Source organism: Gorillibacterium terrae (assembly GCF_051594785.1).
Taxonomy (GTDB): Bacteria; Bacillota; Bacilli; order Paenibacillales; family NBRC-103111; genus Gorillibacterium.
Map to the genome: position 1 here is coordinate 316,652 of NZ_JBPPGI010000004.1, position 26,957 is coordinate 343,608.

General features: G+C 61.2%; 24 protein-coding genes. 22 read left to right on the forward strand and 2 right to left on the reverse strand.

Going from position 1 to position 26,957, the window contains the following annotated elements:
* Positions 1 to 25 precede the first annotated feature (25 nt).
* The 4 genes from hemG (at position 26) to ACSEXS_RS16525 (ending at position 5,154) form a co-directional block, all read left to right on the forward strand.
* The gene (gene hemG, locus ACSEXS_RS16510) at positions 26 to 1,516 is read left to right on the forward strand and encodes a protoporphyrinogen oxidase (RefSeq protein WP_438434336.1); all 1,491 of its coding nucleotides are present in this window, start codon (positions 26 to 28) and stop codon (positions 1,514 to 1,516) included.
* A 42-nt stretch (positions 1,517 to 1,558) separates the two neighbouring features.
* Positions 1,559 to 2,848 carry a glutamate-1-semialdehyde 2,1-aminomutase gene (gene hemL / locus ACSEXS_RS16515; RefSeq protein WP_438434337.1) on the forward strand — a complete coding sequence of 430 codons (1,290 nt, stop codon included), beginning with the start codon at positions 1,559 to 1,561 and terminating at the stop codon, positions 2,846 to 2,848.
* A 199-nt stretch (positions 2,849 to 3,047) separates the two neighbouring features.
* On the forward strand, positions 3,048 to 3,938 hold the full coding sequence (locus ACSEXS_RS16520; RefSeq protein ID WP_438434338.1) for an RluA family pseudouridine synthase: 891 nt from the start codon (positions 3,048 to 3,050) through the stop codon (positions 3,936 to 3,938).
* Between the two features lie 79 nt (positions 3,939 to 4,017).
* Complete coding sequence (locus tag ACSEXS_RS16525; RefSeq protein ID WP_438434339.1) at positions 4,018 to 5,154, forward strand: LysM peptidoglycan-binding domain-containing protein; 1,137 nt, start codon at positions 4,018 to 4,020, stop codon at positions 5,152 to 5,154.
* Between the two features lie 155 nt (positions 5,155 to 5,309).
* Here the strand turns inward: ACSEXS_RS16525 and ACSEXS_RS16530 are convergent, their stop codons facing one another.
* Positions 5,310 to 5,474 (reverse strand): YszA family small membrane protein, encoded by a 165-nt coding sequence (locus ACSEXS_RS16530; protein WP_438434340.1) that lies wholly within the window; start codon positions 5,472 to 5,474, stop codon positions 5,310 to 5,312.
* Between the two features lie 454 nt (positions 5,475 to 5,928).
* On the opposite strand from ACSEXS_RS16530, the gene ACSEXS_RS16535 reads away from it, so the two are divergent.
* From ACSEXS_RS16535 to ACSEXS_RS16570, 8 genes are all read left to right on the forward strand, one after another.
* On the forward strand, positions 5,929 to 8,610 hold the full coding sequence (locus ACSEXS_RS16535) for a valine--tRNA ligase (RefSeq protein WP_438434341.1): 2,682 nt from the start codon (positions 5,929 to 5,931) through the stop codon (positions 8,608 to 8,610).
* A 107-nt stretch (positions 8,611 to 8,717) separates the two neighbouring features.
* Positions 8,718 to 10,109 carry a bifunctional folylpolyglutamate synthase/dihydrofolate synthase gene (locus ACSEXS_RS16540; RefSeq protein ID WP_438434342.1) on the forward strand — a complete coding sequence of 464 codons (1,392 nt, stop codon included), beginning with the start codon at positions 8,718 to 8,720 and terminating at the stop codon, positions 10,107 to 10,109.
* A 6-nt stretch (positions 10,110 to 10,115) separates the two neighbouring features.
* Positions 10,116 to 11,489 (forward strand): UDP-N-acetylmuramate--L-alanine ligase, encoded by a 1,374-nt coding sequence (murC, locus tag ACSEXS_RS16545; RefSeq protein WP_438434343.1) that lies wholly within the window; start codon positions 10,116 to 10,118, stop codon positions 11,487 to 11,489.
* Between the two features lie 142 nt (positions 11,490 to 11,631).
* Positions 11,632 to 12,669 (forward strand): WD40/YVTN/BNR-like repeat-containing protein, encoded by a 1,038-nt coding sequence (locus ACSEXS_RS16550; protein ID WP_438434344.1) that lies wholly within the window; start codon positions 11,632 to 11,634, stop codon positions 12,667 to 12,669.
* 25 nt (positions 12,670 to 12,694) lie between these two features.
* Positions 12,695 to 13,747 (forward strand): WD40/YVTN/BNR-like repeat-containing protein, encoded by a 1,053-nt coding sequence (locus ACSEXS_RS16555; RefSeq protein WP_438434345.1) that lies wholly within the window; start codon positions 12,695 to 12,697, stop codon positions 13,745 to 13,747.
* 60 nt (positions 13,748 to 13,807) lie between these two features.
* On the forward strand, positions 13,808 to 15,520 hold the full coding sequence (locus ACSEXS_RS16560; protein WP_438434346.1) for a hypothetical protein: 1,713 nt from the start codon (positions 13,808 to 13,810) through the stop codon (positions 15,518 to 15,520).
* Between the two features lie 156 nt (positions 15,521 to 15,676).
* Entirely contained in the window at positions 15,677 to 15,919 is a 243-nt protein-coding gene (locus ACSEXS_RS16565) for a DUF4321 domain-containing protein (RefSeq protein ID WP_438434347.1), read from the forward strand.
* Positions 15,920 to 15,939: 20 nt separating this feature from the next.
* Positions 15,940 to 16,656: a Maf family protein gene (locus ACSEXS_RS16570; protein WP_438434348.1), complete on the forward strand. Its 717-nt coding sequence runs from the start codon at positions 15,940 to 15,942 to the stop codon at positions 16,654 to 16,656.
* A 114-nt stretch (positions 16,657 to 16,770) separates the two neighbouring features.
* Here ACSEXS_RS16570 and ACSEXS_RS16575 read toward each other — a convergent pair whose 3' ends face one another.
* A complete protein-coding gene (locus ACSEXS_RS16575) occupies positions 16,771 to 17,646 on the reverse strand; it encodes a YitT family protein (protein WP_438434349.1) in 876 nt (291 codons plus the stop codon).
* 273 nt (positions 17,647 to 17,919) lie between these two features.
* Here ACSEXS_RS16575 and radC point away from each other — a divergent pair, with 273 nt between their 5' ends.
* The 10 genes from radC (at position 17,920) to ACSEXS_RS16625 (ending at position 26,936) form a co-directional block, all read left to right on the forward strand.
* The gene (radC, locus tag ACSEXS_RS16580; RefSeq protein WP_438434350.1) at positions 17,920 to 18,621 is read left to right on the forward strand and encodes a RadC family protein; all 702 of its coding nucleotides are present in this window, start codon (positions 17,920 to 17,922) and stop codon (positions 18,619 to 18,621) included.
* Between the two features lie 50 nt (positions 18,622 to 18,671).
* Positions 18,672 to 19,700: a rod shape-determining protein gene (locus ACSEXS_RS16585; RefSeq protein ID WP_438434351.1), complete on the forward strand. Its 1,029-nt coding sequence runs from the start codon at positions 18,672 to 18,674 to the stop codon at positions 19,698 to 19,700.
* 63 nt (positions 19,701 to 19,763) lie between these two features.
* A complete protein-coding gene (gene mreC, locus ACSEXS_RS16590; RefSeq protein ID WP_438434352.1) occupies positions 19,764 to 20,651 on the forward strand; it encodes a rod shape-determining protein MreC in 888 nt (295 codons plus the stop codon).
* A gap of 9 nt (positions 20,652 to 20,660) precedes the next feature.
* Positions 20,661 to 21,191 (forward strand): rod shape-determining protein MreD, encoded by a 531-nt coding sequence (gene mreD / locus ACSEXS_RS16595; RefSeq protein ID WP_438434353.1) that lies wholly within the window; start codon positions 20,661 to 20,663, stop codon positions 21,189 to 21,191.
* Entirely contained in the window at positions 21,188 to 21,919 is a 732-nt protein-coding gene (gene minC / locus ACSEXS_RS16600; protein WP_438434354.1) for a septum site-determining protein MinC, read from the forward strand. Before mreD ends, minC begins: the two co-directional genes overlap by 4 nt.
* A gap of 4 nt (positions 21,920 to 21,923) precedes the next feature.
* On the forward strand, positions 21,924 to 22,721 hold the full coding sequence (minD, locus tag ACSEXS_RS16605; RefSeq protein WP_438434355.1) for a septum site-determining protein MinD: 798 nt from the start codon (positions 21,924 to 21,926) through the stop codon (positions 22,719 to 22,721).
* A gap of 9 nt (positions 22,722 to 22,730) precedes the next feature.
* The gene (locus ACSEXS_RS16610) at positions 22,731 to 23,897 is read left to right on the forward strand and encodes an FtsW/RodA/SpoVE family cell cycle protein (protein WP_438434356.1); all 1,167 of its coding nucleotides are present in this window, start codon (positions 22,731 to 22,733) and stop codon (positions 23,895 to 23,897) included.
* Positions 23,898 to 24,089: 192 nt separating this feature from the next.
* Positions 24,090 to 24,998: a methyltransferase domain-containing protein gene (locus ACSEXS_RS16615; RefSeq protein ID WP_438434357.1), complete on the forward strand. Its 909-nt coding sequence runs from the start codon at positions 24,090 to 24,092 to the stop codon at positions 24,996 to 24,998.
* Positions 24,999 to 25,108: 110 nt separating this feature from the next.
* On the forward strand, positions 25,109 to 26,068 hold the full coding sequence (locus ACSEXS_RS16620; protein ID WP_438434358.1) for a peptidoglycan DD-metalloendopeptidase family protein: 960 nt from the start codon (positions 25,109 to 25,111) through the stop codon (positions 26,066 to 26,068).
* Positions 26,061 to 26,936, forward strand: a complete 876-nt coding sequence (locus ACSEXS_RS16625) for a M50 family metallopeptidase (protein WP_438434359.1) — start codon at positions 26,061 to 26,063, stop codon at positions 26,934 to 26,936. The genes ACSEXS_RS16620 and ACSEXS_RS16625 overlap by 8 nt, the downstream gene beginning before the upstream one ends.
* The last annotated feature ends 21 nt before the right edge of the window (positions 26,937 to 26,957 follow it).

Consider the following 26,957-nt stretch of genomic DNA (forward strand, 5'->3'; position numbering starts at 1 on the left):
CGGAGAAACGAAGGAGGGGTTTGAGGTGAAGAGTGAACCATCCGCGAAGCAGGTGGTCATCGTCGGCGGGGGAATCACCGGACTGACCGCGGCCTTCTATGCAAGCCGGTACGCGGCGGACGCGGGACTGCCCGTCGCCGTTACCGTTCTGGAGAAGAGCGGCCGCTTGGGCGGCAAGGTCCAGACCGTCCGGAAGAGCGGCTTTACCATTGAAAAAGGGGCGGATTCGTTCCTGACCCGCAAGCAGCCGATGATCGACCTGATCCGCGACCTCGGCATCGAAGACAAGCTGGTCGGTCAGGGCAGCCGGGGCAAGCGCTCGTATTTCCTGCACCACGGTCAATTTTACCCCGCTCCCTCGGGTATGGTGCTGGGCATTCCGACCGACTTGTCCGCCTTCATGGAGACGGGTCTGGTCTCGCCGGACGGCAAGGCGCGGGCGCTCGAGGACCTGTCGCTGCCGAAGCGGGAGGACGACGGCGACGAGTCGCTCGGCGGGTTCCTGGAGCGGCGGCTCGGCGCGGAGATGGTGGCGAGCGTGGCGGAGCCGCTGCTCGCCGGCATCTATGCGGGGGATCTGTACAAGCTGAGCCTGGACGCGACGTTCCCGCAGTTTAAGGAAGCCGAACGGCATTACGGCAGCGTCATCCAGGGCATGCAGGCGAACCAGGCAAGCGGCCGCAACCAGCCGTCGAATCCGCCGAAGGCCGCAGCCGGCAGCGCGTTCCTGTCCTTCGGCAAGGGGCTCGGCACGGTCATCGACAAGCTGGAGCAGGCGGTGCTGGACAGCGGAGCCGTGATTCTGCGCGAGACGGACGCCGTGCGGCTGGAGCGGATCAAGGGCAAGCCGGAGCTTGGGACGCCGGGTTACCGCGTGCACCTGAACCGGGGGGATTACCTGGAGGCCGATGCGGTGATCGTGACGCTGCCGACTTACGAATACCCCGGCCTGCTGCCGCACCTGCCGGGACTCGTCCGGCTCTCGGAGCTGCCCTATGTGTCCGTGGCGAACGTGGTGCTCGCCTTTAACGGCGACGACGTGCCGCCGACCTTCGACGGCTCGGGCTTCGTCATTTCCCGCAAGGAAGGGCGCTTTATCACCGCCTGCACCCTGACCTCGCTCAAATGGGAGAACACGGCTCCCGCCGGCAAGACGCTGCTGCGCTGTTATGTCGGCCGCGCCGGCGACCAGGACTGGGTCAAGCTGTCGGACGAGGAGATCGTAGGGCGGGTGCGCGCCGAAGTGAGGGAACTGCTCGGCATCGAAGCCGAGCCGCTCTTCCACGAGCTCACCCGTTTGTATCGGTCGATGCCGAACTATCCGGTCGGTCATCTGCAGCATATTAAGTCGGCCCGCGAGGAGCTGGCCGGGACGATGCCGGGGGTCCATCTCACCGGAGCGGCGTTCGACGGCGTCGGACTGCCGGATTGCGTCCGGCAGGGACGGGAGACGGCCGAGACGGTGGTGATGCAGCTTCGTAAGCAAGCTGCCGCCGGTTCCGTCCGCGAGAATTAACGAGAGATTTGCATGAATACAGCGGGTAAAGGAGGTTGTCTGATGGCTGGACGCATCGATACGAAATCGCGCGCGGCATTCGAGGAAGCGAAACGGGTGATCCCGGGAGGGGTGAACAGCCCGGTCCGTGCGTATAAAGCGGTGGGGCTGACGCCCGTTTTCGTGGAACGGGCCGCCGGAAGCCGAATCTATGATATCGACGGTAACGTCTTCATCGATTATATCTGCTCGTGGGGGCCGCTCATTATGGGCCATGCCCATCCGGAGGTGGTTGCCGCGCTGAAGCGGACGGCGGAGAACGGGACGAGCTTCGGCGCGCCGACCGAGCTGGAGACGGCAATGGCCAAGCTGGTCGTCGAACGCGTGCCGTCCGTGGACATCGTCCGCATGGTCAACAGCGGCACGGAGGCGACGATGAGCGCCATCCGGCTCGCCCGCGGGGTGACGGGACGCAGCAAGATTCTCAAATTCGAAGGCAGCTACCACGGCCACGGCGATTCGCTGCTGATCAAGGCGGGGTCCGGCGTCGCCACGCTCGGCTTGCCCGACAGCCCCGGCGTGCCGGAAAGCATCGCCCAGAACACGATCGCCGTCCCTTACAACAATCTCGATGCCGTCCGGCTCGTCTTCGAGAAATTCGGCGAGGAGCTGGCCGCCGTCATTGTCGAGCCGGTCGCCGGCAACATGGGGGTCGTTCCGCCCCTGCCCGGCTTCCTCGAAGGCCTTCGCGAGCTTACCCGCCAATACGGCGCCTTGCTGATCTTCGACGAAGTGATGACCGGCTTCCGCGTCGACCGCGGCTGCGCCCAGTCGCGGTTCGGCATCACGCCCGATCTGACCACCTTCGGCAAGGTGATCGGCGGCGGTCTGCCCGTCGGCGCTTACGGCGGCCGCCGGGACATCATGGAGCGGATCGCCCCGAGCGGACCGATCTACCAGGCGGGAACGCTGTCGGGCAACCCGCTCGCCATGGCCGCCGGTTTCGCGACCTTGAGCCTGCTGACGCCGGAGGTGTACGAGCGGCTGGAGCAGGCGTCCGCCCGCCTCGCCGAGGGCTTCCTGGCCAACGCCAAGGAAGCGGACATCCCACTGACGGTCAACCGCGTCGGCTCGATGGTCTGCCCCTTCTATACGGAAGGCCCCGTGATCGATTATGCGACCGCCAAGGCGTCGAACACGGAGCGGTTCGTTAAGGTTTTCGCAGGTCTCCTGGACCGGGGAATCAGCATCGCGCCTTCGCCGTTCGAAGGCATGTTCGTCTCCGCCGCGCATAGCGACGAAGACATCGAGGCAACCCTCGATGCCCATCGCGCCGCCCTGCTGGCGCTGTAAGCTTTAAGCCGTCGCCGCAATCGACGGCGTTTTGGCCGGCCGCCGTTTACCCGGCGGCGCGCGGCCCGACCGAAAGGATGAAGCCCGTGAACCTCTTGACCAAATACAACTTTTTCGGCTTGCCGCTCGGCCTTTTGCTCCTGATGGCGCTGTTTGGAGTCGCCTTGCTCATCCTGACCTTCCGGAAGGGGGAGCGGGGATGACGGAATACGGCAGACGGGCAGGCGAATGGCTCGAGCTTCCGGCTCCCCTGCCTCCAGACCGGGAGCTTGCCTCCTGGCTTCTGGAGGATCTGGGCTTTCAGCCGCAGGAACTGCGGCAGCTGGCCGTTCCCGACGCCGTCCGGTTGAAGGGCAGCCGGGTCTACCTGAGGCTGTTTCCCGGCGAAGAAGCCCAATACGAACCGGAATGGGACCTTCCCGAGCCGGAAGTGCTGTTCGAAGACGATTTTTGCCTGGTGGTGAACAAGCCGGCAGGCATGCCGGTCCATCCGGTCGAAGCCGGGGCGCGGGGCTCGCTGGGAGGAGCCGTCGCCGCTTATTATGCGGCGAGCGGCCAGGCCGTCCGCATCCGTCACATCCACCGGCTCGACGCGGACACGACCGGCCCTGTGCTGTACGCCAAGAATGCGTTCGCCCAGAGGCGGCTCGACGAGGAAATGCGGGCGAAGGCGGTGGAGCGCTTCTACCTGGCCGTCGTCCAGGGAGTTCCCCGGCGAAGGAAGGGCACGATCGACGCCCCCATTGGAAGGGATCGCCACCGATCGGGCTATCGCCGCGTCTCCCCGACGGGAGAGAAGGCCGTCACCCATTACGAGGTGATGGAAACCTACCACGACGCAAGCCTGATCAAGCTGCGCCTGGAGACAGGCCGCACGCACCAGATCCGCGTCCACCTGGCGCACATCGGCCATCCGCTCGTGGGGGACAAACCGTACGGCGGGCGGCCGGACGCGCTTAACCGCCAGGCTCTGCACGGGGCGGAGCTCGCCTTCCGGCATCCGTTTACGAGAGAGCCGGTTCGGGTCGTTGCTCCCTATCCGGCCGAATTTGCCGCGCTGCTCGAGGAGCTGCGGCGCCCCTCCGTCTAAAAAGTTGGCATGCTCTCTTCCGCGGGTCCATATAATGGGTAGGGAAAGGATAGCACGATGCGGGAGGGAGGAGGAACGGATGACGGAACAGGGTTCCGGACTGCGTTTCGATATCTATGAGAGGGTGCATTTGCCGGAAGGACTGGACGGCATCGAAGAGTTAGAGGAAGCGGAGCTGGTTCCCCACATTCAGGTGGTGGAAGAGGACGATTATGCGGTCATCAAAGGCAATCTGTGGCTGACCGGCGCCTACCGCGGGGACAGCGGATTGTCCGGCCAGACCCTGGAGCATCTCATCCCCGTGGAGATCACCATGCCGCAGAACCGGATCAGCCGGCTGGAGGATGTCCGGGTGGAGATCGACCAATTTGATGTGGAGCTGCTCACGGGCCGCAGCCTGAATGTGACCGGCGTGTTGTCCCTGCACGGCTTGGAAATGCTGTCCTATACGGAACGGGCGGACGAGGAAGGCTCGGAGGAAGAAACGGTGTTTTCCTATGAAATTCCCGTGCCGGACCGGGCTTATGCGGCCGTTCGGTCGGAGGAACCGGCGGGAAAGGCCGAAGAGAACGAGAACGCCGGGCTTGTTGAGAACGCGGAGAATGAGGAGAACGAAGAGCCGGAAGGCTTCGCGGTCGATCCGGCCATTCAGGAATGGGTCGTCGAGGAAGCGGACAACTTGCAGCCCTTGTTCGTTCAGCCGGAGGCGGAGAAACCGAAGAAGGCGGCTCCCGCTGCGGAGGACAAGACCAACTCGGACAACGGAGGACTTTTCGGAAATCCCGTATTCACCGGCGAGTCGGAAACGGAGAACGCGGAGAACGAAAACCCGCCGGGCCTTTGGGGAGCGGAGGCGGCGGAGAACGAGGCCGCCGAACCGGCTGACCGTCAGGAGGTCAAGGTGGCGATCTCGGCCAAGCCGAACGAGCTGTCCCATCTTCATGCGCTGGTCCGGCCCGAGGCTCCCGCCTCGACGGCAGAGAACGTCAAGGAACCGGCCGTCAGCGCATCCGAGGCGGTCGAGTGGAAGAAGCTGTTCATTCGCGAGAAGGAAGTAGGCGCGTTTAAGCGCATGCGCATCTGCATCGTCCAGAAGGAAGAGACCATCGAAGACATCGCCGATCGCTATAAGCTGAGCGCCCGCGAGCTGGCGTTCTACAATCAGCTCGGCGGCCAGCCGGTGGGCGAAGGGCAGGTTCTGGTCATTCCGTCCTGACTCTCCCGGGCGCTTGCCGAGCTCTTGCCGGTTTCTTGCTAGGATGCTTTAACCGCAAAGCGACAAAAGGTACTAGTGTCCTCATCTCCTTGAGGAACAGTACCTTTTTCGATGAATCGGCCCTTTTTTCAAGAGCCGCAGGTCTGGACTAGCGTTCAATACACGTTGAACAAGAAGCCCAAATAGGCGAGAAAGAACACGAACATCAGGAACACATCGAAGGGATTGGGCAGAAACAGCGTGCGGATGAATTGGATGCAGATGATCGGAAACAGGGCCGCTTGCAGGGTAAAGCGGATTTTCCACCACCATTTTCGCATGGGACACCTCGATTTTGGGCAAGATGGGTAGGGGAGCGCGGATGCGTCAAAGGCCTTGATAGGCAGGGGAAACGTTGACTCCTCTCTGAAATATGTATATGATAAATGAAACGGAAAGACCTCATAAACCCAATTTGCAAGGAACGGGAAGAGTAGGCGAGGGAGAGTCCCTTCAGAGAGCGGACCGGCAGGTGCTGGAAGGTCCGCAGGGAGCATCCGCCGAAGGTCGCCCGGGAGCATGCGAGAACGCGGCAGTGCGTACCCTATGCGCCGACTGTCGTCGTTACCCGCCGGCCGCAGCCGTTATCTGCGTCGAGTGCCGTGGGCAGCCGGTTGGAATCGGTTTGGTCGCGGAATGAAGGTGGTACCACGGAGAGCAGAAGCGCTTCGTCCTTTTGAGGACGCAGGGCTTTTTTTTATTTTCCTTAAGCTTATTACAGGAGGTCGCCAGACTATGACGGAACATCAGCAAACGGCCGCGCCGGGCACCGCCCCGGACGAGATGCCGACCACGTACGATCCCAAGCGGGCAGAAGAAAAATGGTATGACATTTGGGTGAAGGAAGGCTACTTTCAAGCGGGGAAACGCCCCGAGGCTGAGCCCTACACCATCGTGATTCCGCCCCCGAACGTGACGGGGATGCTGCACATCGGCCATGCCCTCGATCTGACGCTGCAGGACATTCTCATCCGCACCAAGCGGATGCAGGGCTTTGACGCCCTGTGGGTGCCGGGGATGGACCATGCGGGAATCGCCACCCAGGCCAAAGTGGAGCAGAAGCTGCGGGAGGAAGGCAAATCCCGCTACGACCTCGGCCGCGATAAATTCCTGGAGGAAGTCTGGAGCTGGAAGGACAAATACGCAGCTCGGATCCGCGAGCAGTGGGGCAAGGTCGGCGCTTCGCTCGATTATTCCCGCGAACGCTTCACCCTGGACGAGGGGCTGTCGGCCGCAGTGCGCGAGGTGTTCGTCCGGCTGTACGAAAAAGGCTTGATCTACCGCGGCAAATACATCATCAACTGGGACCCGGCCGCCCGCACGGCGTTGTCGGACATTGAAGTGGAATATAAGGAAGTCCAGGGGGCGCTCTATCATCTGCGCTATCCGCTCGCGGACGGCAGCGGCTCGATTGTCGTCGCCACCACCCGCCCGGAGACGATGCTCGGCGATACGGCGGTCGCCGTCCATCCGGACGACGAACGGTACCGGCATCTGATCGGCAAAAAGCTGATCCTGCCGATCCTCGGCCGGGAGATTCCGATCATCGCCGACGAGTACGTCGAGAAGGAATTCGGCAGCGGCGCGGTGAAGATCACGCCGGCGCACGACCCGAACGACTTTGAAGTGGGCAACCGCCACGGGCTGGAGCAGATCCTCGTCATGGACGAGACCGCCGTCATGAACGCGAATGCGGGACCGTATCAGGGCTTGGACCGCTTCGCCTGCCGCAAGAAGCTGGTCGAGGACCTGAAGGAAGCGGGTGTGCTCGTCAAGATCGAGGAGCATGTCCACCAGGTCGGCCACAGCGAACGCTCCGGCGCGGTCGTCGAGCCGTACCTGTCGACGCAGTGGTTCGTCAAGATGAAGCCGCTGGCCGAAGCCGCCATCGCCGCCCAGAACGAAGGACGCGGGCCGGTCTTCTGGCCGGACCGCTTCGAGCGCACCTACCTGCACTGGATGGAGAACATCCGCGACTGGTGCATCTCCCGCCAGCTCTGGTGGGGACATCGCGTTCCGGCTTGGTACTGCGAAGCATGCGGCGAGATGCACGTCTCCCGCGAGGACCTCGCGGCCTGCCCAAGCTGCGGCAGCGGCCAGCTGCGTCAGGACGAGGATGTGCTCGATACCTGGTTCAGCTCGGCGCTCTGGCCGTTCTCGACGCTCGACTGGCCGCAGCAGACGGCGGATCTGGCCCGGTATTTCCCGACCCAGGTCCTGGTGACCGGCTACGACATCATCCCGTTCTGGGTATCGCGGATGATCTTCAGCTCGCTGGAGTTCACGGGGCTGAAGCCGTTCGACAACGCGCTGATTCACGGCCTCGTCCGCGACGCCGAAGGCCGCAAGATGTCCAAATCGCTCGGCAACGGCGTCGATCCGCTGGAGGTCATCGAGCAGTTCGGGGCCGATGCGATGCGGTACATGCTGTCCACCGGAATTACCCCGGGCCAAGATATGCGCTTCCGTATCGAGCGGGTGGAGCAGGCCCGCAACTTTGCGAACAAGATCTGGAACGCTTCCCGGTTCGTGCGCATGAACCTGGGCGAGCTGCAGGCCGATCAGATCGACCTGTCCGGCCCGCTCGGAACCGCCGACCGCTGGATTCTGCATCGGCTGAACGAGACCGCCCGCGAGGTAACGCGGTTGATCGACGCCTACGAATTTGGCGAAACCGGCCGGGTTCTGTATAATTTCATCTGGGATGATCTCTGCGACTGGTACATCGAGTTCAGCAAGCTTTCCCTGTATGGACAGGACGAAGCGGCCAAAGCGGCGACCCGCTCGGTGCTGGCCTTCGTGCTGGACCGCACGCTCCGGCTACTGCATCCGTTCATGCCGTTCCTCACCGAGGAAATCTGGCAGCACTTGCCGCACGAGGGCGAGACGATCACGCTCGCGGCTTGGCCGACCTACGACCCGGCCTTCGAGGCGGCGGACGCCGTCCGCGAGATGGAGCTGCTCATGGACGCGATCCGCGCCGTGCGCAACATCCGCGCCGAAGTGAATGTGCCGATGAGCAAGAAAATCGACCTGCTCGTCCGCCCGGCCGACGGCGAGAGCGCCGATATCCTGACCCGCAACGCCGATTACCTGCGGCGCTTCTGCGGCACGAACGCGTTCGAGATCGGCCTTGAGCTCACCGCGCCCGACAAGGCGATGAGCGCCGTGGTTACCGGCGCAGAGCTGTACCTGCCGCTGTCGGGGCTGATCGACATCGCCCAGGAGGTCGCCCGTCTCAGCAAAGAGCTGGACTCGCTGCAGGGCGAAGTGGACCGCATCGAGAAGAAGCTGGCGAATGAGGGCTTTGTCTCGAAGGCGCCGGCCCGTGTCATCGAAGAGGAAAAAGCCAAACTCGCCGATTACGCCGAGAAGCGGGCCAAGGTAGCCGCCCGGATGGCGGAGCTGAAGGCTTAAGGAAGGATCGGAATGGAGCGGAAACCCCGGTTTTTCCGCTCCTTCCCCATGAAAAACCGGACCGAACCAAGCGGAAGCTTCATATAGATATAAAGGATGCGAGGCAGATGAACGGAACTTCAGAAGAAGGGGCGGACAAGGCCGAATCCGCTTGCTTCCAAACGTACGGCGAGGCCGTCGACTGGATCAACAGCCAGGTCCCGCTGCTCGGCATTCGCCAAGGCTTGGGCCGAATGGAGCGGCTGATGGAGCTGCTCGGCCACCCCGAGCGGCGGCTGCGGTTCATCCACGTCGCCGGCACGAACGGCAAAGGCTCCACCTGCGCGTTTCTCACGGAAGCGCTGCTGCGAAACGGGTACGACGTGGGCACCTTCACGTCGCCGTATATCACCAAATTCACCAACCGTCTGCAGTATAACGGTCGCGACATTTCCGAGGAGGACCTGCTAAGGCTGGCCAATCGGGTGAAGCCGCTCGCCGACGAGCTGGCGGCGACCGAGCTCGGGGCGCCGACGATGTTCGAGCTGGTGACGACGATCGCGGTCCTGTATTTTGCCAGCGTGGTGTTTCCCGACTACGTCGTCTGGGAAGCGGGGCTCGGCGGAAGGCGCGATTGCACCAACATCGTCACTCCCGTGCTGTCGATCATCACGAACATCGGGCACGATCACATGGAGATCCTCGGCGATACCGTCGCCAAGATCGCCGAAGAGAAGGCCGGCATCGTCAAGCCGGGCGTTCCGCTCGTCAGCGCAGTCGAGCAGGAGGATGCGCTGGAGGTAATCCGCGGGGTTTGCCGGGAGAAGAAATCCACGCTCTATCTGCTGAACCGCGATTATCGGTATGCCGCGGAAGAAACCGAGGCGGGCAAGCAGCGGATGACCTTCGAAGGCCCATTCCGCCGCTATCCGGCGCTGCCGGTTTCCCTGAACGGGCCGCATCAGTTCAAGAATGCGGCGGTGGCGATGATGGCCCTGGAGGTCCTGCGTCAATACCAGGCGGTTCAATTGGAAGAAGAGCCGCTCTATGCGGCGTTCGGACACACCCGCTGGCCGGGACGGCTGGAACGCGTGAGCGACCGGCCGCCGCTCCTGCTGGACGGGGCGCACAATCCGGAAGGCGGAGCCGCGCTGGCCGAGGCGTTGCGCGAATCGTTCCGGTACCGCAAGCTGCATCTGATGCTGGGCATGATCGCGTCGAAGGACCATGACGGCTTTCTGCGGCAGGTGCTGCCGCTGGCGGACACCGTTGTGTTCACGGAACCGGACTATCACAAAAAATTGCAAGCCGCCGCTCTAGCGGAGAAGGCGGACCGAATCCTTCGCGAGCTTGACCTGGCGCCGAAGGTATCCGTTCACTCGGATTGGAAGACGGCGCTGGACGCTCTCTTGGCCGAATGCGAAGAAGGCGATCTCGCGGTCGTGTCGGGCACGCTCTATCTTATCTCCGACGTGCGAAGCTGGGTCCTTCATCGGTCCGAATCAGAAAAAGGTTGGTGAGCTTACGTGAATCAATTGGAGCATGTTCATTTTATCGGAATCGGCGGGTACGGCATGAGCGCCATCGCCAAGGTCATGCTGGAGATGGGGTATGAAGTATCCGGCTCGGATCTGGTTCAGCAGGAGCTGACGGAGAAGCTCGCCGCCAAAGGAGCCCGCGTGTTCATCGGCCATGAGGCCGAACATGTCCGCGGCGCCGATCTCGTTGTTTATTCCACGGCGCTTTCGAACGACAACGTGGAGAAGCGGGAAGCCGAGGAGCGGAACATTCCGATCCTGCACCGTTCGCAGATGCTTGCGCGGCTGATGAACGAACGCAAGGGCGTGGCGGTTGCCGGCGCCCACGGCAAGACGACCACCTCCTCGATGCTGGCTCTCGTCCTGGAAGCTTGCGGACAGGACCCGACGTATATCATCGGCGGCGAAGTGATGAACCTTGGCAGCAACGCCAAGGCCGGCAAAGGCGATTACGTCGTCGCGGAAGCCGACGAGAGCGATGGTTCTTTTCTCCAATACCATCCGCAGCTGGCGGTTGTGTTGAATATCGAGGCCGACCACCTGGAGCATTACGACGGCAAGTTCGAGAACCTCAAGCAGGCGTACCGCAAATTCCTCAGCCAAGTGAAAGACGGCGGCTACGCGGTCGTCAACGCGGACGACGTCCACCTGCAAGCATTCTTGCCCGAGCTGGACGGCAAAGCCATCACCTACGCCCTGGAGCGGGAAGCGGACTTTACGGCCCACAACCTGGAGCTCGGGGACCGCAAGAGCACCTTCGAGGTGCGTCATAACGGCAAACCGCTCGGAACCTTATCGCTCTCCGTTCCGGGAAAACATAACGTCTACAATGCGCTCGCTACGCTGATCGTCAGCCTGCAGGCCGGCTTGACGTTCGAGCAGGTCGCTTCGGCGATCGTGCAGTTCCGCGGCGCCAAACGGCGTTTCCAGGTGCTGGGCGATACCGACGGCATCCTGGTGATCGACGATTACGCGCACCACCCGACGGAAATCCAGGCGACGATCAGCGCCGCCAAGGCCACGGGCAAGCGCATTATCGCCGTGTTCCAGCCCCAGCGGTATACGCGGACCTACTTCCTGTTCGAGCAGTTCAGCCGGGCATTCCCGGAAGCGGACGAGGTGATCATCACCGACATCTACAGCCCCGCCGGGGAAAAGCAGATCGAAGGCATCAGCTCGGCCAATCTGGTGGAGCTAATCCGCAAGAACAGCAACGAGCATGTCCGCCATATTCCCACCAAGGAAGGCGTGCTCGACTTCCTCAAGGAGCACGTCGAGAGCGGCGACCTGGTGCTGACCATGGGAGCCGGGGACATTTGGAAAGCGGCCGACGGGCTCGCTTCCTGGCTCGCCAACAAATAATCACCGGCTTCTCCTATGCGCCGTTTCCCCCTTTGCTCGCGGGGAAACGGCGTTTTTTGGGTTGGCGCATTTGCTGTCGAATTACCGAGCGGTCTATGGTACGATAAGGAAAATTCCATTCCCACGAAAAGGAAAACCCGCCATGATGCCTCGTTCGATCCAGTCGATGTGCTTGCTGTTAATTCTCGCCGTCGGGCTGTCCGGCTGCGCTCCGCAAAAGGCCCGCGTCGAGACACCGCTGACCTCCATCTCCAGCTTTCAACCGGTGGGAGATGCCATTTGGGCGCTCGACTTCGACCACCGGTTCCTGATTCGGTCCTCGGATCAAGGGAAGCATTTTGCCAAGGTAACTCCCCCGGAACTCGGCAAGGAACGGATGCTCAGTTTGTTTGCTCTTAACGGCAAGCAGGCCTGGGTCCTGGATAGCGCGGGCAACGTCTATCGGACGCTGAACGGAGGCAAGGATTGGAAGAAAGCAAAAGGCTCGCTGGCGGTAAACGATAATATAGCCTCTGTGCCGTCCCTGTTTTTCCTCGATGTTCTGCACGGCTGGATTCAGACGGGCATTCAGCTCTATCGCAGCGACGATGGAGGCGACTCTTGGAACCAGATTCAATCAAACCTGCCTTTCGGCTTTGGCCTGGTCTTCACTTCTTCGGAGAATGGCTGGCATTCACGTACAGACGGGCTGTTCCGAACGGCGGATGGCGGGAGCAATTGGGAGCAGGCGATGCAGGCCGACGAGGAGACTCTTGCGCAGCAGGCATTTTTTTTCGGCAAAAAGCATGGGCTTCTATTAAGCTATCAGGCCGGAGGTGACCAGAAGCTGTCCGCAACCTCCGACGGCGGCAACACCTGGAAGCCGACAGCGGCCGTACCGGTCTTATCCGCAACGGCCGGCGAGCCGATTTCCCTGTCTTATAGCCTGACGGACGCCGATCACTTCGCCGCCTATTATCATGACGATAGCCGGGTGCTCGGCTTGTTCGTCACCTCGGATCAGGGAGCAAACTGGCAAGCGGTCAAGCTTCCTGGGCAGACGGAGCAGCGGGTTCCGCTTCTGCTGCAGAACAAGGTGCTGCTCCTGCATCTCGAAGCAAATGGCCTTGAGATCGAATCGCTCCGCTTGGATAAGAAGAATGCGGACTGGGAGACATACCGTCCGATGATCGTCGAGTGAACGGGGAAAGGAGCCGATAAGCAATATGCGAATTCGCGTTTGGAGACAAACGGCGTGGCTTGTTCTGTTGACGGTCCTGTTCCTGGCGGCCTCGGCGGGCTGTTCCCGGACCAAAGAAACCGAAAAGCCGCTCGCGGCTTTGTTTCCGGTGTATGCGGGAACAGACGCCATCTGGGCGGTGGACGAGCAAGGGCGGATTCTGCGCTCCACAGACCGGGGAAAGCGGTTCTTTCGGTCAGGGCCGGTTGAGATGCCTGCCGAAAAGCCGAAGGATGTTTATTTTCTTTCTTCCAAGAAGGGATGGATCATCGATGCGGGCGGGCAGCTTTACCGCACCTTCGACGGCGGAAGCCATTGGAAGAAGCTGAGTGATCTGAGCCGTCTGGGTAAGGTGATGTCGGTAGCGGACTTCTCGTTCTATGACGCTTTGCACGGGTGGATCAACCTCGGCGGCAGCCTGCTTCAAACCGAGGACGGCGGAGAGACCTGGGTCGAGCGGGTCGACCAGTTTTCCGGCTGGACCCTGAAGTTCACCACCATCCTAGAGGGCTGGTCCCTCTCCGACCTGGGGCTGATGAAGACGCAAGACGGCGGCCGCAACTGGAAGCTGGTGCAGCCCCGCACCGGGGACGAGCTTCAGAGCGTGAGCTTCTCCGACCGCCGCCACGGCTCATTGACGACCTACCCCACAACGGGCATGGACCAGGCGGCGAAGAATCTTCTCCTGTTAACCTCCGACGGCGGACAGACCTGGAGTGCCCCGCCGTCTCTGCCTGCCGAACTGGAAGAAAGCGAGTCGACGATGCCGGCTATCCGGTTTTGGGGAGCTTATGGGTTTGCCGAATCTGGCAGCGGCAAAGCGCGGCAGGCCTATTACACGGCGGATGGGGGAGCCCACTGGCGGGCATTCGATCTTCAGGCGGGTACGGAAGCGACCCTACCTTGGATTCTGGAGGATGGAATGCTTCTGTTCCTGGTCCAACAACCGGCAGGAGCTTCCTTTGCCGTTTGGAATCCCGGTGCGAAAGCTTCCGGATGGTCGCAGTACCGTCCGGTTCTCGTTGAACCCGCCCCCTAGCATATTTAGCAGGCTTGTTTCATATACATCTGTTCTATATGAGACAAGGGAGCGAGAAGGATGAACAAGGCCAGACTCACCTACCGCTTTGACCGGACAGGCTTGAAGGAAGAAGGGACCCAGACGGCTTCTCCGAAGGAACCTTGGTACCGGGACGGAGAGCCGGAGGAGGCCCGCGGGCCGATTCAAGAGCCTCGCTCGACCCATGCGGCTTCCCCGAAGGGCGGCGATTCTCCGTTCCCGGCGGAATGGCGGTCGGAGCAGGAACGGGAAGCGGCGGCGTCGGAGCGGCGGCGGGAGCGGGAAGAGGAGCTGCGCCGAAGCCGTCAGGAGGCTTGGGAGTGGTCCGACTCGCCTCAAAGCCGCCGCAGTGAAGCCGGGCAGCCGAGCTACGGGTCGTATGAGCGAGAATCCGGCCATGCTCCGCGCCGGGACGAATCGGAACCGGGCCCGAGCCGGTCCGGCAAGGTGGTTCCTCTTTACGATGAGGAATGGATGAGCCACGAGCCTACCCGTCGCTATCCTTCGGACCCGACGCCGGGCGAACGGCACCGGGAACGGAGCCGCGCCTACGAGGAGGAAACCTTCCGTATCGAGAGCCTTATTCGGGAAACGGAGCAAAAGGCTCGCCGCGACCGGGACCATTACTCCTATGAATCCCGGGAGCACGGCTCAGGCTGGAGCGACTCCCCGCCCCCTGCTCCTCGCCGGTATCCGGATTCGCGGGTATCCGAGGATCGATACGGCTCTCCAGGCGAATACGGTCCTTCCAAAGACTACGGCTCCTCCCACGACTACGAATCTTCCTTCGACTACGAACCGCCTCGCAGCTACGGTTCCTCCGGACGCTACTCCGATTACCCGAGGCCGGAGATCGAGGAGTCGCTGCTCTACCCGGAAGCCCGGCGGGTACGCCGCCGCAATCTGGCCTGGCTGAAGGTGACGGCGTCCTTGGCCGGTGCGCTTCTGGTTGGCGGCATGCTCGGCTATTACGTGCTTACGCTGTTCAACGGTTCGTCCGTCAAGGACGATGTGGCGCCGACAGGCGGCAGCGGGGCGGCGATCGTTCAGACAGACCCGGCGAAGGAGGGAGCAGCTCCGGACAGCGCTTCAACCGGCGGCGATTCGGCTGCCGCCGCTGTCCAGGCCAACGTCTCCATTCCCGAGAAGACCTTCGTCCTGCTGCAGAACGGCAAGTTCACTACGGCGGATACCGCCGATTCGGCCGCCAAGGCCCTGGATGGAGGCGGGTATGCCGCCGCGACGGAGACGGGCGATTCCTATTTTGTCTACGCCGGCATCGCCGGGGACCGGGAGAGCGCCCGGATCCTGGAGAACAAGCTGAAGGCCAGCCGCTTCGACGTCTATGCGAAGGAATATAAGCTTCCGGCGCTGAGTCGGGTCGAATGGAACGGAGATACCGCACCGCTCGAAGCCTACCTCGCCGAAACCAACCGCGTTGCCCAGATGATAGCCGGGCTGACGCTGGTCCATCTGGACGAGGAGTCGGCCACGCCGCTCGACGCAACCTCGCTCGCTGCGATCAAGAAATCGCACCAGACCTGGACGCAAAAGGCGGCTGCGGTCAAAACGGGAGCTCCGGAGAGCGCGAAGCCCCTGCTGCAAAAGATGGACAATGCCGTCAATACGGCGGAAAAATCGCTGGAGGCCTACAGCAAGAATCCCTCGACCTCGCTGCTGAATCAAGCCCAAGCCAATCTGATGGCCTGCATTCTCGCGGAGCATCAGCTGCTGGACGCCATCGGCGGCTGATGAGCGGAGCGCGTTATCCTCCTAGGAACAGCCGGGACCGCCTGAAGCGGGTCCGGCTGTTTTCATGCGTTGATTGTCAGACAGTTGAATCCTCCGTATAATAGACGAGGACTCATCTGACAATATTCTACATATTTCCGAATGGCGAGGCGGCGCATGAAAAAGACGAATTTTACCCTCACCCTGTTTCTGATCGTGGGTCTGATGACCGGATTGATCCTGACGGAGCTGCTCGCGTCGGTCAAGGGCATCGCGTTCCTGACGAACACCGCCCAGATCGACTGGCACCCGAAGGCGGACTTTCACGTGCTGAAGTACGACATCAACCTGACCATCCGGCTGAATCTGCTCTGCATCGCGGCTATGATCGGGGCCTTTCTGGTATATCGCAAACTATAAGTGGACCGGAGGCGGACTTTTTGACAACCAACCGAACGCTCTATTTGGCATCCTCTTCACCTAGACGGCAGGAGCTCGTCCGGATGCTTGGCCTGCCTTACGAAATTCGTTTCAGCGATGCCGATGAAACGACGGAGCCCGGACTCGCGCCTGCCGCGATCGTCGAATCGCTCGCTCTTCGCAAGGCGCTGACCGTCCACGCGGCGGCTCAGACGGGACCGGGGGCTATCCTCGGAGCGGACACCATCGTCGTGGTGGACGGAAAGGTGCTGGGCAAGCCCAAGGATGACGACGAGGCCTGCGCCATGCTGGCGTCGCTTCAGGGGCGAACCCACGAAGTATACAGCGGCGTCGCCTTGGTCGAAGCCGGCTGGGACGGAGCCGACGGCCTCGACAGAGCCGAGGTTCGAGTCCGCTTGGCCGAACCGCCGGATGAAACGGTCGGTCCGTTCGCCGGCTTCCGCAGGCTTGCGGCCGATGCGGATTCTCCGGGAAAGCCGCTGATGCTCAGCGGCCATTCCGTCAGCCGGGTGACGTTCCGGCCGATGAGCGGTGAAGAGATTCGGGCCTACGCGGCCACCGGCGAGCCCCGGGATAAGGCCGGGGCCTATGCGGTACAGGGCATAGGCGCAATTTTTGTGGAGCGGCTCGAAGGGGATTTCTTCAGCGTAATGGGCCTGCCGCTCAGTCTTCTCTACCCGATGCTGCGCCGCTTCGGGTTTCATCCGCTCGCTTGACCGAACGGGGTTACAAGGAAGCCTCCTTCTTGACCGGCTGGGAAACGCCGGGTTATCAAGAAGGAGGCTTTTTTCACAGGATTTGCTCCATTCCAACGGGCTGCTTCGTCTCATCTATAGGTCGCCTTCCTTGCTTGGCCGGGAAAAGCGCCCGACCACGGCGGTCGACTCCACCATGTTGATGAACGCGGAGGGATCGACGGTCAGCACCTGGCGCTTCAGAGAAGCAACCTCATACCGGGTGGTCACGGTCATGAGCATCGAGTTGCCTTCCTCGCTGTATCCGCCGCGCGTCTCCATGCAGGTGATGCCGTGAGGAAGACGGCGCAGGCAGGCGAGCATCTCGTCCCGCCGTTTGGTGATGATGAAGCAGGTGATTTTGATGTGCCGCACGTGGATGAGGTCGACGAATTTTCCTTTGATGTAGATGGAAAGCATCGAGAACAGAGCCAGGTCCCAATTCTTGTAGAACCCGAGGATGAGAATCACCGCCCCGTTCAGCAGCAGGAGAACCGTTCCGAGCGGGAAATCGCGCTTGCGGGTCACCGCTGAGCCGATGATGTCAAAGCCGCCGGTGGAGCCGCCGGCCCGCAGGGAAAAGCCGACGCCGATCGCCGTGATAATACCGCCGAACACCGCCCCGAGCAGCGGATCGCGGGTAAGCGGATAAGCGGGAATCCACTCCATGAACCAGGTGGTGGACAGGACGGAGATAAGCGAGAGCAGGATGTAGCGGCGGCCTACGGCACGCCAGCCCCAGACGACGAGCGGTACGTTCAGGATGAAGTAGAGCAGGGAGATGTTCCAGTCGGTCACATAGCCGATGATCGACGCTACGCCGGCGACTCCGCCCGACAGGAGCTGATGCGGAATCAGAAACAGCTCAAGCCCGGCTGCCAGCACCAGCGAGGAGACGAGCACGATGAGGACTTCGCGGACGATGACCCATGGGCTCTCCCCGCCTGCGACTTGTTCGGACCACCGTTTCATAGCTCACCCTCCATCTGCCTAATGCGAAGATTGACCGGATCAAAAGTCAGTCCGTGGCTTTCATTAGTGTAAGCTTTGGACGCTTGCCGTATCCGCCGACAGGGTCATTCGCTCGGAGACGGCGGCCGAAAAGGGGGCGGAGCGCTTCTTTGACGATTAAGGGGGAGGGTCCGGAGCTTGGGCGATTTTGGGATTTGTAACCGTCTCACTTCATGCTATAATAAATAGATGTTTTCAAGGACAAAGGCCAAAACCATGAGAAAGAGGGCTTTCATGGACAACCTTACGGTCATGCATACGACGCTGCGCGAATCCCCGCCGGACGAACGGCCGCGGGAGAAAATGCTGGAACGGGGGCCGGATGCGCTCAGCAACGCCGAGCTGCTCGCCATTCTGCTGCGGACGGGTTCCGCCCGCGAGACAGCGGTCGGTCTGGCCGGCAAGATCCTGAAGGAATGCGGATCACTCCGCAGCCTGGTGAACATGAGCGTCGAGGAGATGACCCGCATCAAGGGCATCGGTCCCGTCAAGGCCGTTCAGATCAAGGCGAGCCTGGAGCTGGGCAAGCGCGTTTCCCGGCAGCAGGCCTTTCATGATTCGCCTCTCATCCGCTCTCCCAAGGACGTAGCGGCGCTCCTGCTTGAGGACATGCGCTATTTGCAGAAGGAACATTTCGTCTGTCTGTTTCTCAACACCAAAAACCGCGTCATTGCGCAGGAAACCTTGTCCATGGGCAGCCTGAACGCTTCCATCGTGCATCCGCGCGAGGTGTTTCTTGCTGCCATCAAACGGAGCAGCGCCTCCATCATCTGCGTACATAACCATCCGAGCGGCGATCCGACGCCGAGCCCCGAAGACATTGATTTGACCGTACGGCTCGTCGAAGCGGGCGAGATTATCGGCATCGACGTGCTCGATCATATTGTGCTGGGTGACCAAGGATTTGTAAGTTTGAAGGAAAAAGGGTACATGTAATATAATGAGACTAGCAATCGAGGATTGCGCCAGAAGGGAGCTTGCTGTTTATGTTTTCGACGAAGGATTTGGGGATTGATTTGGGAACGGCCAATACCCTGGTATATGCCAAAGGAAAAGGAATTGTCGTGAGGGAGCCCTCCGTGGTCGCCCTCCGTACCGATACGATGAAAATAGAAGCGGTCGGCGAGGCCGCGAAGAAGATGATCGGACGCACGCCGGGCAACATCCGCGCCGTTCGGCCGATGAAGGACGGGGTCATCGCCGATTTCGAGACGACGGCAATCATGATCAAGTATTTCATCAACCAGGCTCAGAAGCAGCGGGGCATGTTCAGCCGGCTGCCTCATGTCATGGTCTGCGTACCTTCCGGAATCACCGCCGTCGAGAAGCGGGCCGTCGAAGACGCGACCAAGCAGGCGGGAGCCCGCGAAGCCTATACGATCGAGGAGCCGTTTGCCGCGGCGATCGGAGCCGACCTGCCGGTATGGGAACCGACGGGCAGCATGGTCGTGGACATCGGCGGCGGTACGACGGAGGTCGCCGTCATTTCCCTCGGCGGCATCGTCACCTGCAAGTCGATCCGCATCGCCGGGGACGAGATGGATGAAGCCATCACCCAATACATCAAGCGGATGTACAACCTGATGATCGGCGAACGGACCGCCGAGCAGATGAAGATCGAGATCGGCTCCGCGCTGCCGATGGACAAGGGCGAGACCATGGAAATCCGCGGCCGCGACCTGGTAAGCGGCTTGCCGAAGACGATGACGATCACCTCCGACGAAGTGACCGAAGCGCTGGCCGATACGGTCAACGCCATCGTCGACGCCGTGAAGGTGACGCTGGAAAAATGCCCGCCGGAGCTTGCGGCCGACATTATGGACCGCGGGATCGTGCTGACCGGCGGAGGCGGCCTCCTGCGCAACCTGGACAAGCTGCTGTCGCGCGAGACCGGCATGCCGGTGATGGTGGCGGAGAATCCGCTCGACTGCGTCGCCATCGGAACGGGACGCGCGCTGGACAACATCCACCTGTTCAAGAACAAAGGAAACCAGACCGGACGCTCGAAGCGCTAATTTGGGCTCCGCCGCCCGGCGGATGCCTTGCGGCGGGGTATCAGCAAACAGAGGGTGACCGCATTGTACAAGCTTATGGGGAATAAGAGGCTGCTCGTGCTGATGGTCTCCCTGATTCTATTCTTCGTCCTGTTCGGACTGACCCTTTCCCGGGAGAAAATCACCGGTCCGGAAAAGTTTCTTCGGGATACGGTGGCCTGGACGCAGAGCCTCTTCAACCGGCCCGCCCGCTTCGTTGCGGACGTGGTTCAGGATATTCGCGACATCCGCACGCTCTATGCGGAGAACAAAACGCTTCGGCTGACGCTCACGCAGTATGCGCGGGATACCATGAAGCTGAACGAGCTGGAGGCCCAGAACCTCAGGCTGAAGGACCTGCTCGGCTTCACCGAGAAGCAGAAGGCCGCCAATAACTACAAATATCATCCGGCCGAGGTCACGGCGTACAGCTCAGACCCGTACAGCAAGGTGATTACCGTAAACGTCGGCGCCCGCGACGGCGTGAAGAAGGACATGGCCGTCATTTCGATCGACGGGCTTGTCGGACGAGTCATGGACACGGCGGATTTTACCTCCAACGTCCAGCTTCTGACCGCGATTGACTCGGTCAAGGCCACCGACAGCGCCTCCGACAAAGCGGAGACGTCGGCGCCGACGAAGGCGATTTCCGCGACGGTGAAGGGGAAGGAGTCCGATTCCTTCGGCGTCGTCAGCTACGATCCGGATTCCGGACTGCTCGTCATGTCGAAGATCAGCCCGAGCGACCCGATCGCCAAGGGCGATACCATCATCACATCGGGAATCGGCGGAGTCTTTCCGAAGGGGATCGTCATCGGATCCGTGCTGTCCAAGGAAGTGGATAAGCTGGGGATCAACTACATCGCCTACGTTCAACCGGCTGCGGATTTCATTCATCTCCGGGAAGTCCTCATCGTTGAGATACCCGAGTAAGGAGGTCCCATGCGCCGCAGTCTGCTCGTTCTCATCATGCTGGCGGTTTTTCTGATCGAGGGGACCTGGGTGAACTGGCTGCTGCCCGCCGATTGGCAGTCCCGCATCCTGGTTGCTCCTCATCTCGTTCTCTTGCTCGTCATCTTTATCGGCGTCTACTGGAACCGGCACTACGGGCTGTTCTTCGGCCTCGGGTTCGGTCTTTTGCATGATATCGTCTTTTACGGTCCGATGATCGGCACCTTTTGCTTCGGGTATGGCCTTGTCGGCTATGCGGCCGGACTCTTTCCGTTTCGCACCGAGCGAAACATTCTTACCACCCTATTCATAGTGGCCGCGGGGAATTTCGGATTCGAGTGGCTGATCTACGGCATCTACCGGCTGATGAACGTCATTCACACCCGGCCGGAATGGTCGTTCCTCCACCATATCCTCCCCAGTATCGCGGCAAACCTGCTTGTGGCGATCGTCTTCTACGTTCCGTTGCGCAAGCTGATGGAGCGGGTTCGGCGGCCCTTGCAGGTAAAGGAGCAGGAATGAACAAACCGATGAAGGGCAAACCGCAAAAAGATCCGCCGGCCGCTTCGGCGGCCGCCGGAAAACGGGCCGTCACCATCAAAGGCGTCAAGGACGGCCTTGTTTTTCATTTTGACGACGCCTGCCGATACACGGAGCTCGTGGAGGATCTGCGCCACAAGCTCGGCAAGACGCATGATCAGATTCTCAGCGGTCCGCCGATTCAGGTTCGGATCAAGCTCGGACGCAGGCGGCTGAACGAAGCCGAACGGGCGGAAATCCTGGAAATCATCGCCGGCCGGGAGAATTTGATCGTGCAAGCGATCGAAACCGATCCGGAAGCACCGGCGCCGTCCGATCCGATGAAGGAGTTGAAGATCATCAAGGGCGTCGTCCGGTCGGGTCAGACTGTCGAGCATGATGGACACCTCATGCTGCTCGGCGATGTCAACCCGGGCGGAGCCGTGCTTGCGGCCGGCGATATCTATATCCTCGGAGCTCTGCGGGGCATGGCCCACGCCGGCTACCAAGGGGATCGCAGCGCCATCATCGCCGCCTCGCTGCTCGGGCCGACCCAACTGCGAATCGCCGGGATCATCAGCCGGCCGCCGGACGAATGGGGATTCGACCGGGAGAAGGAGTCGACCATGGAGTTCGCCTGCATCCGCGAGGACGTCATGGTGATCGACAAGATCAACCAGCTTCAACGGCTCCGGCCGGATGCGCAAAACATGCTGTTGAATGGGGAGTGAGCATATGGGAGAAGCGATCGTGGTCACCTCGGGGAAAGGCGGCGTCGGCAAGACGACGACCTCGGCCAACCTGGGGACGGCGCTTGCGCTGATGGGCAAGAAAGTGTGCATGGTGGACACGGATATCGGCTTGCGCAACCTCGATGTCGTCATGGGGCTGGAGAACCGCATCATCTACGATCTCGTCGATGTCGTGGAAGGCCGCTGCCGCTTGCCCCAGGCGCTCATTAAGGATAAACGCTTCGACGAGCTGTACCTGCTGCCCGCTGCCCAGACCAAGGACAAGAACGCGGTGTCTCCGGAAAGCGTACGCGAGCTGATTCTGGAGCTCAAGAAGGATTTTGATTACATCGTCATCGATTGCCCCGCCGGCATCGAACAGGGCTTCCGCAATGCGGTAGCCGGGGCGGACAAGGCGATTGTGGTGACCACGCCGGAAAACGCGGCGGTCCGCGACGCCGACCGCATCATCGGACTTCTTGAGAAGGAACGGCAGATCGAATCGCCGAAGCTGATCATCAACCGCATCCGCCCGAACATGGTCAAGAGCGGCGACATGCTCGGCATCGACGACATCTGCCAAGTGCTCGCCATCGATCTCGTCGGGATTGTGCCGGATGACGAGTATGTCATCAAGGCGGCCAACTCCGGCGAGCCGACGGTCATGAATCCGAACTCGCGGGCTGCCATTGCGTACCGCAACATAGCCCGGAGAATTCTCGGCGACACCGTGCCGCTTATCTCGCTGAACGAGAAGCCCGGAATGATGACCAAGGTCAAGAAATTCTTCGGGATCGGATAAGGCGTCGCCATGACTTTGCTGAATAAGCTCAAGAAACTCGATTGGACGATTGTCTTTATTCTGGCGCTGTTTGCCGTCATCGGCACAATGATGATATACAGCGCTACCTTGAATAGCTCAAAATACCACAGCCTGCCCAAGAAGAATGTTCTGTTTTTCATAATGGGTCTGGTGTTGATGCTGGGTACGTCTCTGATCAATTACCGCCATCTGTTCAAATGGTCCTGGTGGATTTACGGCATCGGCATCGCCCTGTTGATCGGAGTATATCCCCTTGGGAAGGTCCAGGGAGGAGCCCACGGCTGGTATGATCTGAAAGTCATCCAGCTGCAGCCGGCCGAACTGATGAAGTTTATCCTCATCATCTCGATCTGCGCCTTCCTCATCAAGCGGCAGGGGGAGAAGCTGGAATTCCTGCGGGATGTCGTGCCGATCGGCTTGATCGGCGGATTGCCGTTTGTGATCATCGCCATCTATCCCGACTTGGGGAACGCCGTTATCCTGGCGGTGCTCATGCTGGGGCTGTACTGGATCGGCAACATCAAGCTGTCCCACCTGCTGATCGGCGTGTCGGTGCTCGCGCTGCTGCTGGGCGGATTCTTCTACGCCTTTAAATACCACCATGACGCTTCGGCCAAAGTCGTGAGCGATTTGGGGTTTCAGCATTTTGTCAAGCGGATCGATACGTTCATCAACCCGGACGACGAAAGCAGGAGCAAGACGGAGAACTATCAATCGAAAAACTCCCTCAAAGCCATTGGCTCCGGGGGGATTACCGGCGACGGCTTTACCGAAGGCAGAATGGTCCAATCCGGGAGCATTCCCGTCGTCTACACCGACACGATCTTCGTCGTGGTCGCGGAGGAATTCGGGTTCGTGGGTTCGGCGGCGCTCTTGATGCTGTATTTTCTTCTGCTGTACCGGATGATCATGGTCGCGATGGAAAGCAAGGACCGAGGCGGAGGCTATCTGATCATCGGCATCGTAACACTGTTTGCCTTTCAGATATTCCAGAACATCGGCATGCTGCTCGGGCTGATGCCGATTACCGGCATTACCCTGCCGTTCATCAGCTACGGCGGCTCCTCGCTGCTCGTCAACCTGCTGGGCATGGGGCTCGTCCTCAGCGTACGGATTCACCACGATCAGCCCATCGACAGCGAAGAAGCCTTATAGCGCCACCCTGTATCGTTATCCAACAGCCAAGTCCCCGGACTTGGTTTTTTTGTTGTCCCCGAACGGAACGATGCTCCTGTTTCCCTGGACCGCCTTCGGCTCTGTCCGGCGGAACGCTTGCCCATTTTGGCGAAAAGTCTACGGCGCGTACCTCGGTGCTGAATATGGTGTACCGAAGAGGGGGAATGAAACATGCGCGTCGACTTGGGCTGCGGACGAAGCGTTCACAGGGGATGCGTCGGACTGGACCGCACGGCCTTCGAAGGGGTGGAGGCGGTGCACGATTTTCGGGAGCCGCTGCCGTTTCCGGACAATTCCGTCGATTTCCTCATCGCGAGCCGCAGTCTGGAGTATGCCGACGATCTTCCGGCTGTGCTGAAGGAGATCTATCGGGTTTGCCGCCATCTGGCTGTCGTGTGCATCCTGGCGCCGCATTCGGCTTCATCCTTTCATCTGGCCGATCCCGGTTCGAAAAGCCGCTTCAACGAGTTTACACCGTTTTACCTGACGCCGAGCCAAAACCACGGCGAGCTCTATTTCCCGAGGGATTATGCCTCCCTGCCGCTTTATCTGGAGCCCGATGCGTTCTCGAATCGGGAGGACCCGGATTATGATTTCCGGCTGCTGCGGATGGAGGTGTTCTATCTCGACGACTACGCCAATCCGCTGTTTGATGCGGAGGAGCGGCTGCAATTGCTGCAAAGCCAGTGGAATGCGGCGGGCGAGATTCTCTATCATTTTGCCGTGGTCAAGGAACCGCTTGCTCCCGGCGATCTGATGCGCCTGATCGTCGGCGGTTTCGAAGAACCCGACCGGGTGGCCGAGCGCCGCCGTACCGATTCGGCAGGAGCCGTTCCGGTGTCCGGCGAGCCGCCGCTTGCGGCAAATGGAGGCGCCGCGTCGGAACCGGGCAGCCCCCTGCTGCGCGAGGAGGCGAGGATCGGGCCGGCGCCGCCCGCGCGAAGGAAGAGCAGCCGCCCTTCTGCGCCGAAGAAGCGGACTAGGCCCCCTGTGCCGGTTCGGGCTGGCTCGGGGCCGAAACCGCGTCCGGCCCAAAAAACGGGCTCGAAAATAGGAACCAAAAGCCGCAAACGCCCCTGACCGAAAGCCGCTTCCCCGCCAAGCCCTCCGTTCCCCCTTGCTGCGATCTGTCATGGCCGCCGACCGGGCTTCATAGGATGATATAAACAAGCCTGCAGGGGGGAATTGCGGTGGCACAATCAGAGGGCCCCAATCGCAATCGGCGTGCGGAACGCACCGGTCCGGCGAGCGATTGGGGCAATGCAGCGAACCGGACGGAGGAAGGGGAGCGCGGCGGGAACGGGAGATCGGAGGGGCGGCCGAGAAGGCCGTGGACCGACGACGAGATTCGCGAAGCCCAGTCTGTGCAGCAGCGGCTTCGGGCCGGATTCATCCGGGAGGAAGGCTATCTGATTCCCCCGGAAGAACCCGTGGAACGCGACCCCGAGGCGGTCTGGAAGGAGAAGGAGCGCCAGCTGTTTGGCGCCGGGGGAGGAGGCATGCTCACTCCCGGAGGGGACGAGCCCGGAAGCCGACTTCGCCTGGGGCATACGCTGCGGATTCAACTGGCCGCGAGCCTGGTGCTATTCGCCGCTGTATGGGCTATCTTCCAGGTAAATACGGCCAAAACGGAACCGGCGCGGCAAGCGGTGCGGGTTATCATGACCAAGGAATGGAATTTTACCGCTGTCTCGGCTTGGTACGAGAAGCGTTTCGGTACGCTGCCGTCCTTCCTGCCCGCCTTCCACGGCAAGGAGAACGAGGCCGCCAAGGTCAATGCCGGACAGGCGGAGCCCTTTGCCGTGCCGGTAACGGCAGCGCTCGATTCCCGGTTCACCGACGATACGCCTTGGGTGGGGTTGGCCGCTGCGGCCGGAACGCCGGTCAAGGCCATCGACGGAGGAATGGTCGTCCGCGCAGAAGAGGAGGCGGACGGGGAGCTCAGCCTGACGCTTCGCCATGCGGGCGGAATCGAATCGACGTATACCGGACTCGAAGAGCTGAAGCTGCAGAAGGGCGACTGGGTCCAGAAGGGGGAGACGGTCGGCCGGATTTCCCGCAACGCCAATACCGGACAAGGCGCTTTCCGGTTCGCATTGAAGAAGGACGGGCTGTTCGTCGACCCGGCGGAGTGGGTCCATTTTGATTAAATGCTTCGGAACGGTATACCGGGTCCACCCGCTTTTTGTGCTGCTGATGCTGCTGTCCGCCATGACCGGCTATTTCCTGGAGCTCCTCACGCTGTTCGGCGTCGTCTTGATCCATGAGCTGGGACATGTCGCGGCGGCCAAGTCGTTCGGGTGGCAGGTGCAGGAAGTGAAGCTGCTCCCCTTCGGCGGAGTAGCGGTCGCCGACCCGGGTTCGGGTGCGCCTGCCCGGGAAGAATGGATCGTCGCTCTCTGCGGACCTCTGCAGAATGCGCTGATGATGGGCCTCTCGCTCGCGATCCTCGCGGCAGGCTGGGGCGACTCCGCCTGGTGGGCCTATTTTCTCCAGGCCAATCTCCTGATCGCTCTCTTCAACTTGCTGCCGATCTATCCGCTGGATGGGGGAAGGATTCTGCTGGTCGCCTTGGGCAAGCTGGTTCCTTACCACCGAACTCTGGTTCTCGGCACCCGGATCAGCTTGGGGCTCAGCCTGCTGCTCGTTCTGGCTTCGCTCACGCCGAAGCTATCCGGCGGACTCAACCTCAATCTGCTCGCCGTCGGCCTGTTTCTCGCCGCCACCAACTGGTACGGCTTGAAGCAGCTTCCCTTCCTGTTCCTCCGCTTCCTGATGGGACGCGAGGCGGCAATCCGGCGCTTCTTGGACGGAGGGACCGAGGTGGAGCATGTGGTCGTGGAAAGCCGCTGCACGCTGCTCGGGGCGGCCAAGCAGCTCATGCGGGACAAGTATCACCTGATCTGCATCCGCGGCAGCGGCGGGAGGGTGGAGCGTATCATCCCGGAACAGGCGCTTCTCCAGGTGTTTTTCGACGGGGAAAAAACCGACCGTGCGGTTTCCGAGGTGTTCCTGTAAAATAGGGAGAGATTCGTACCG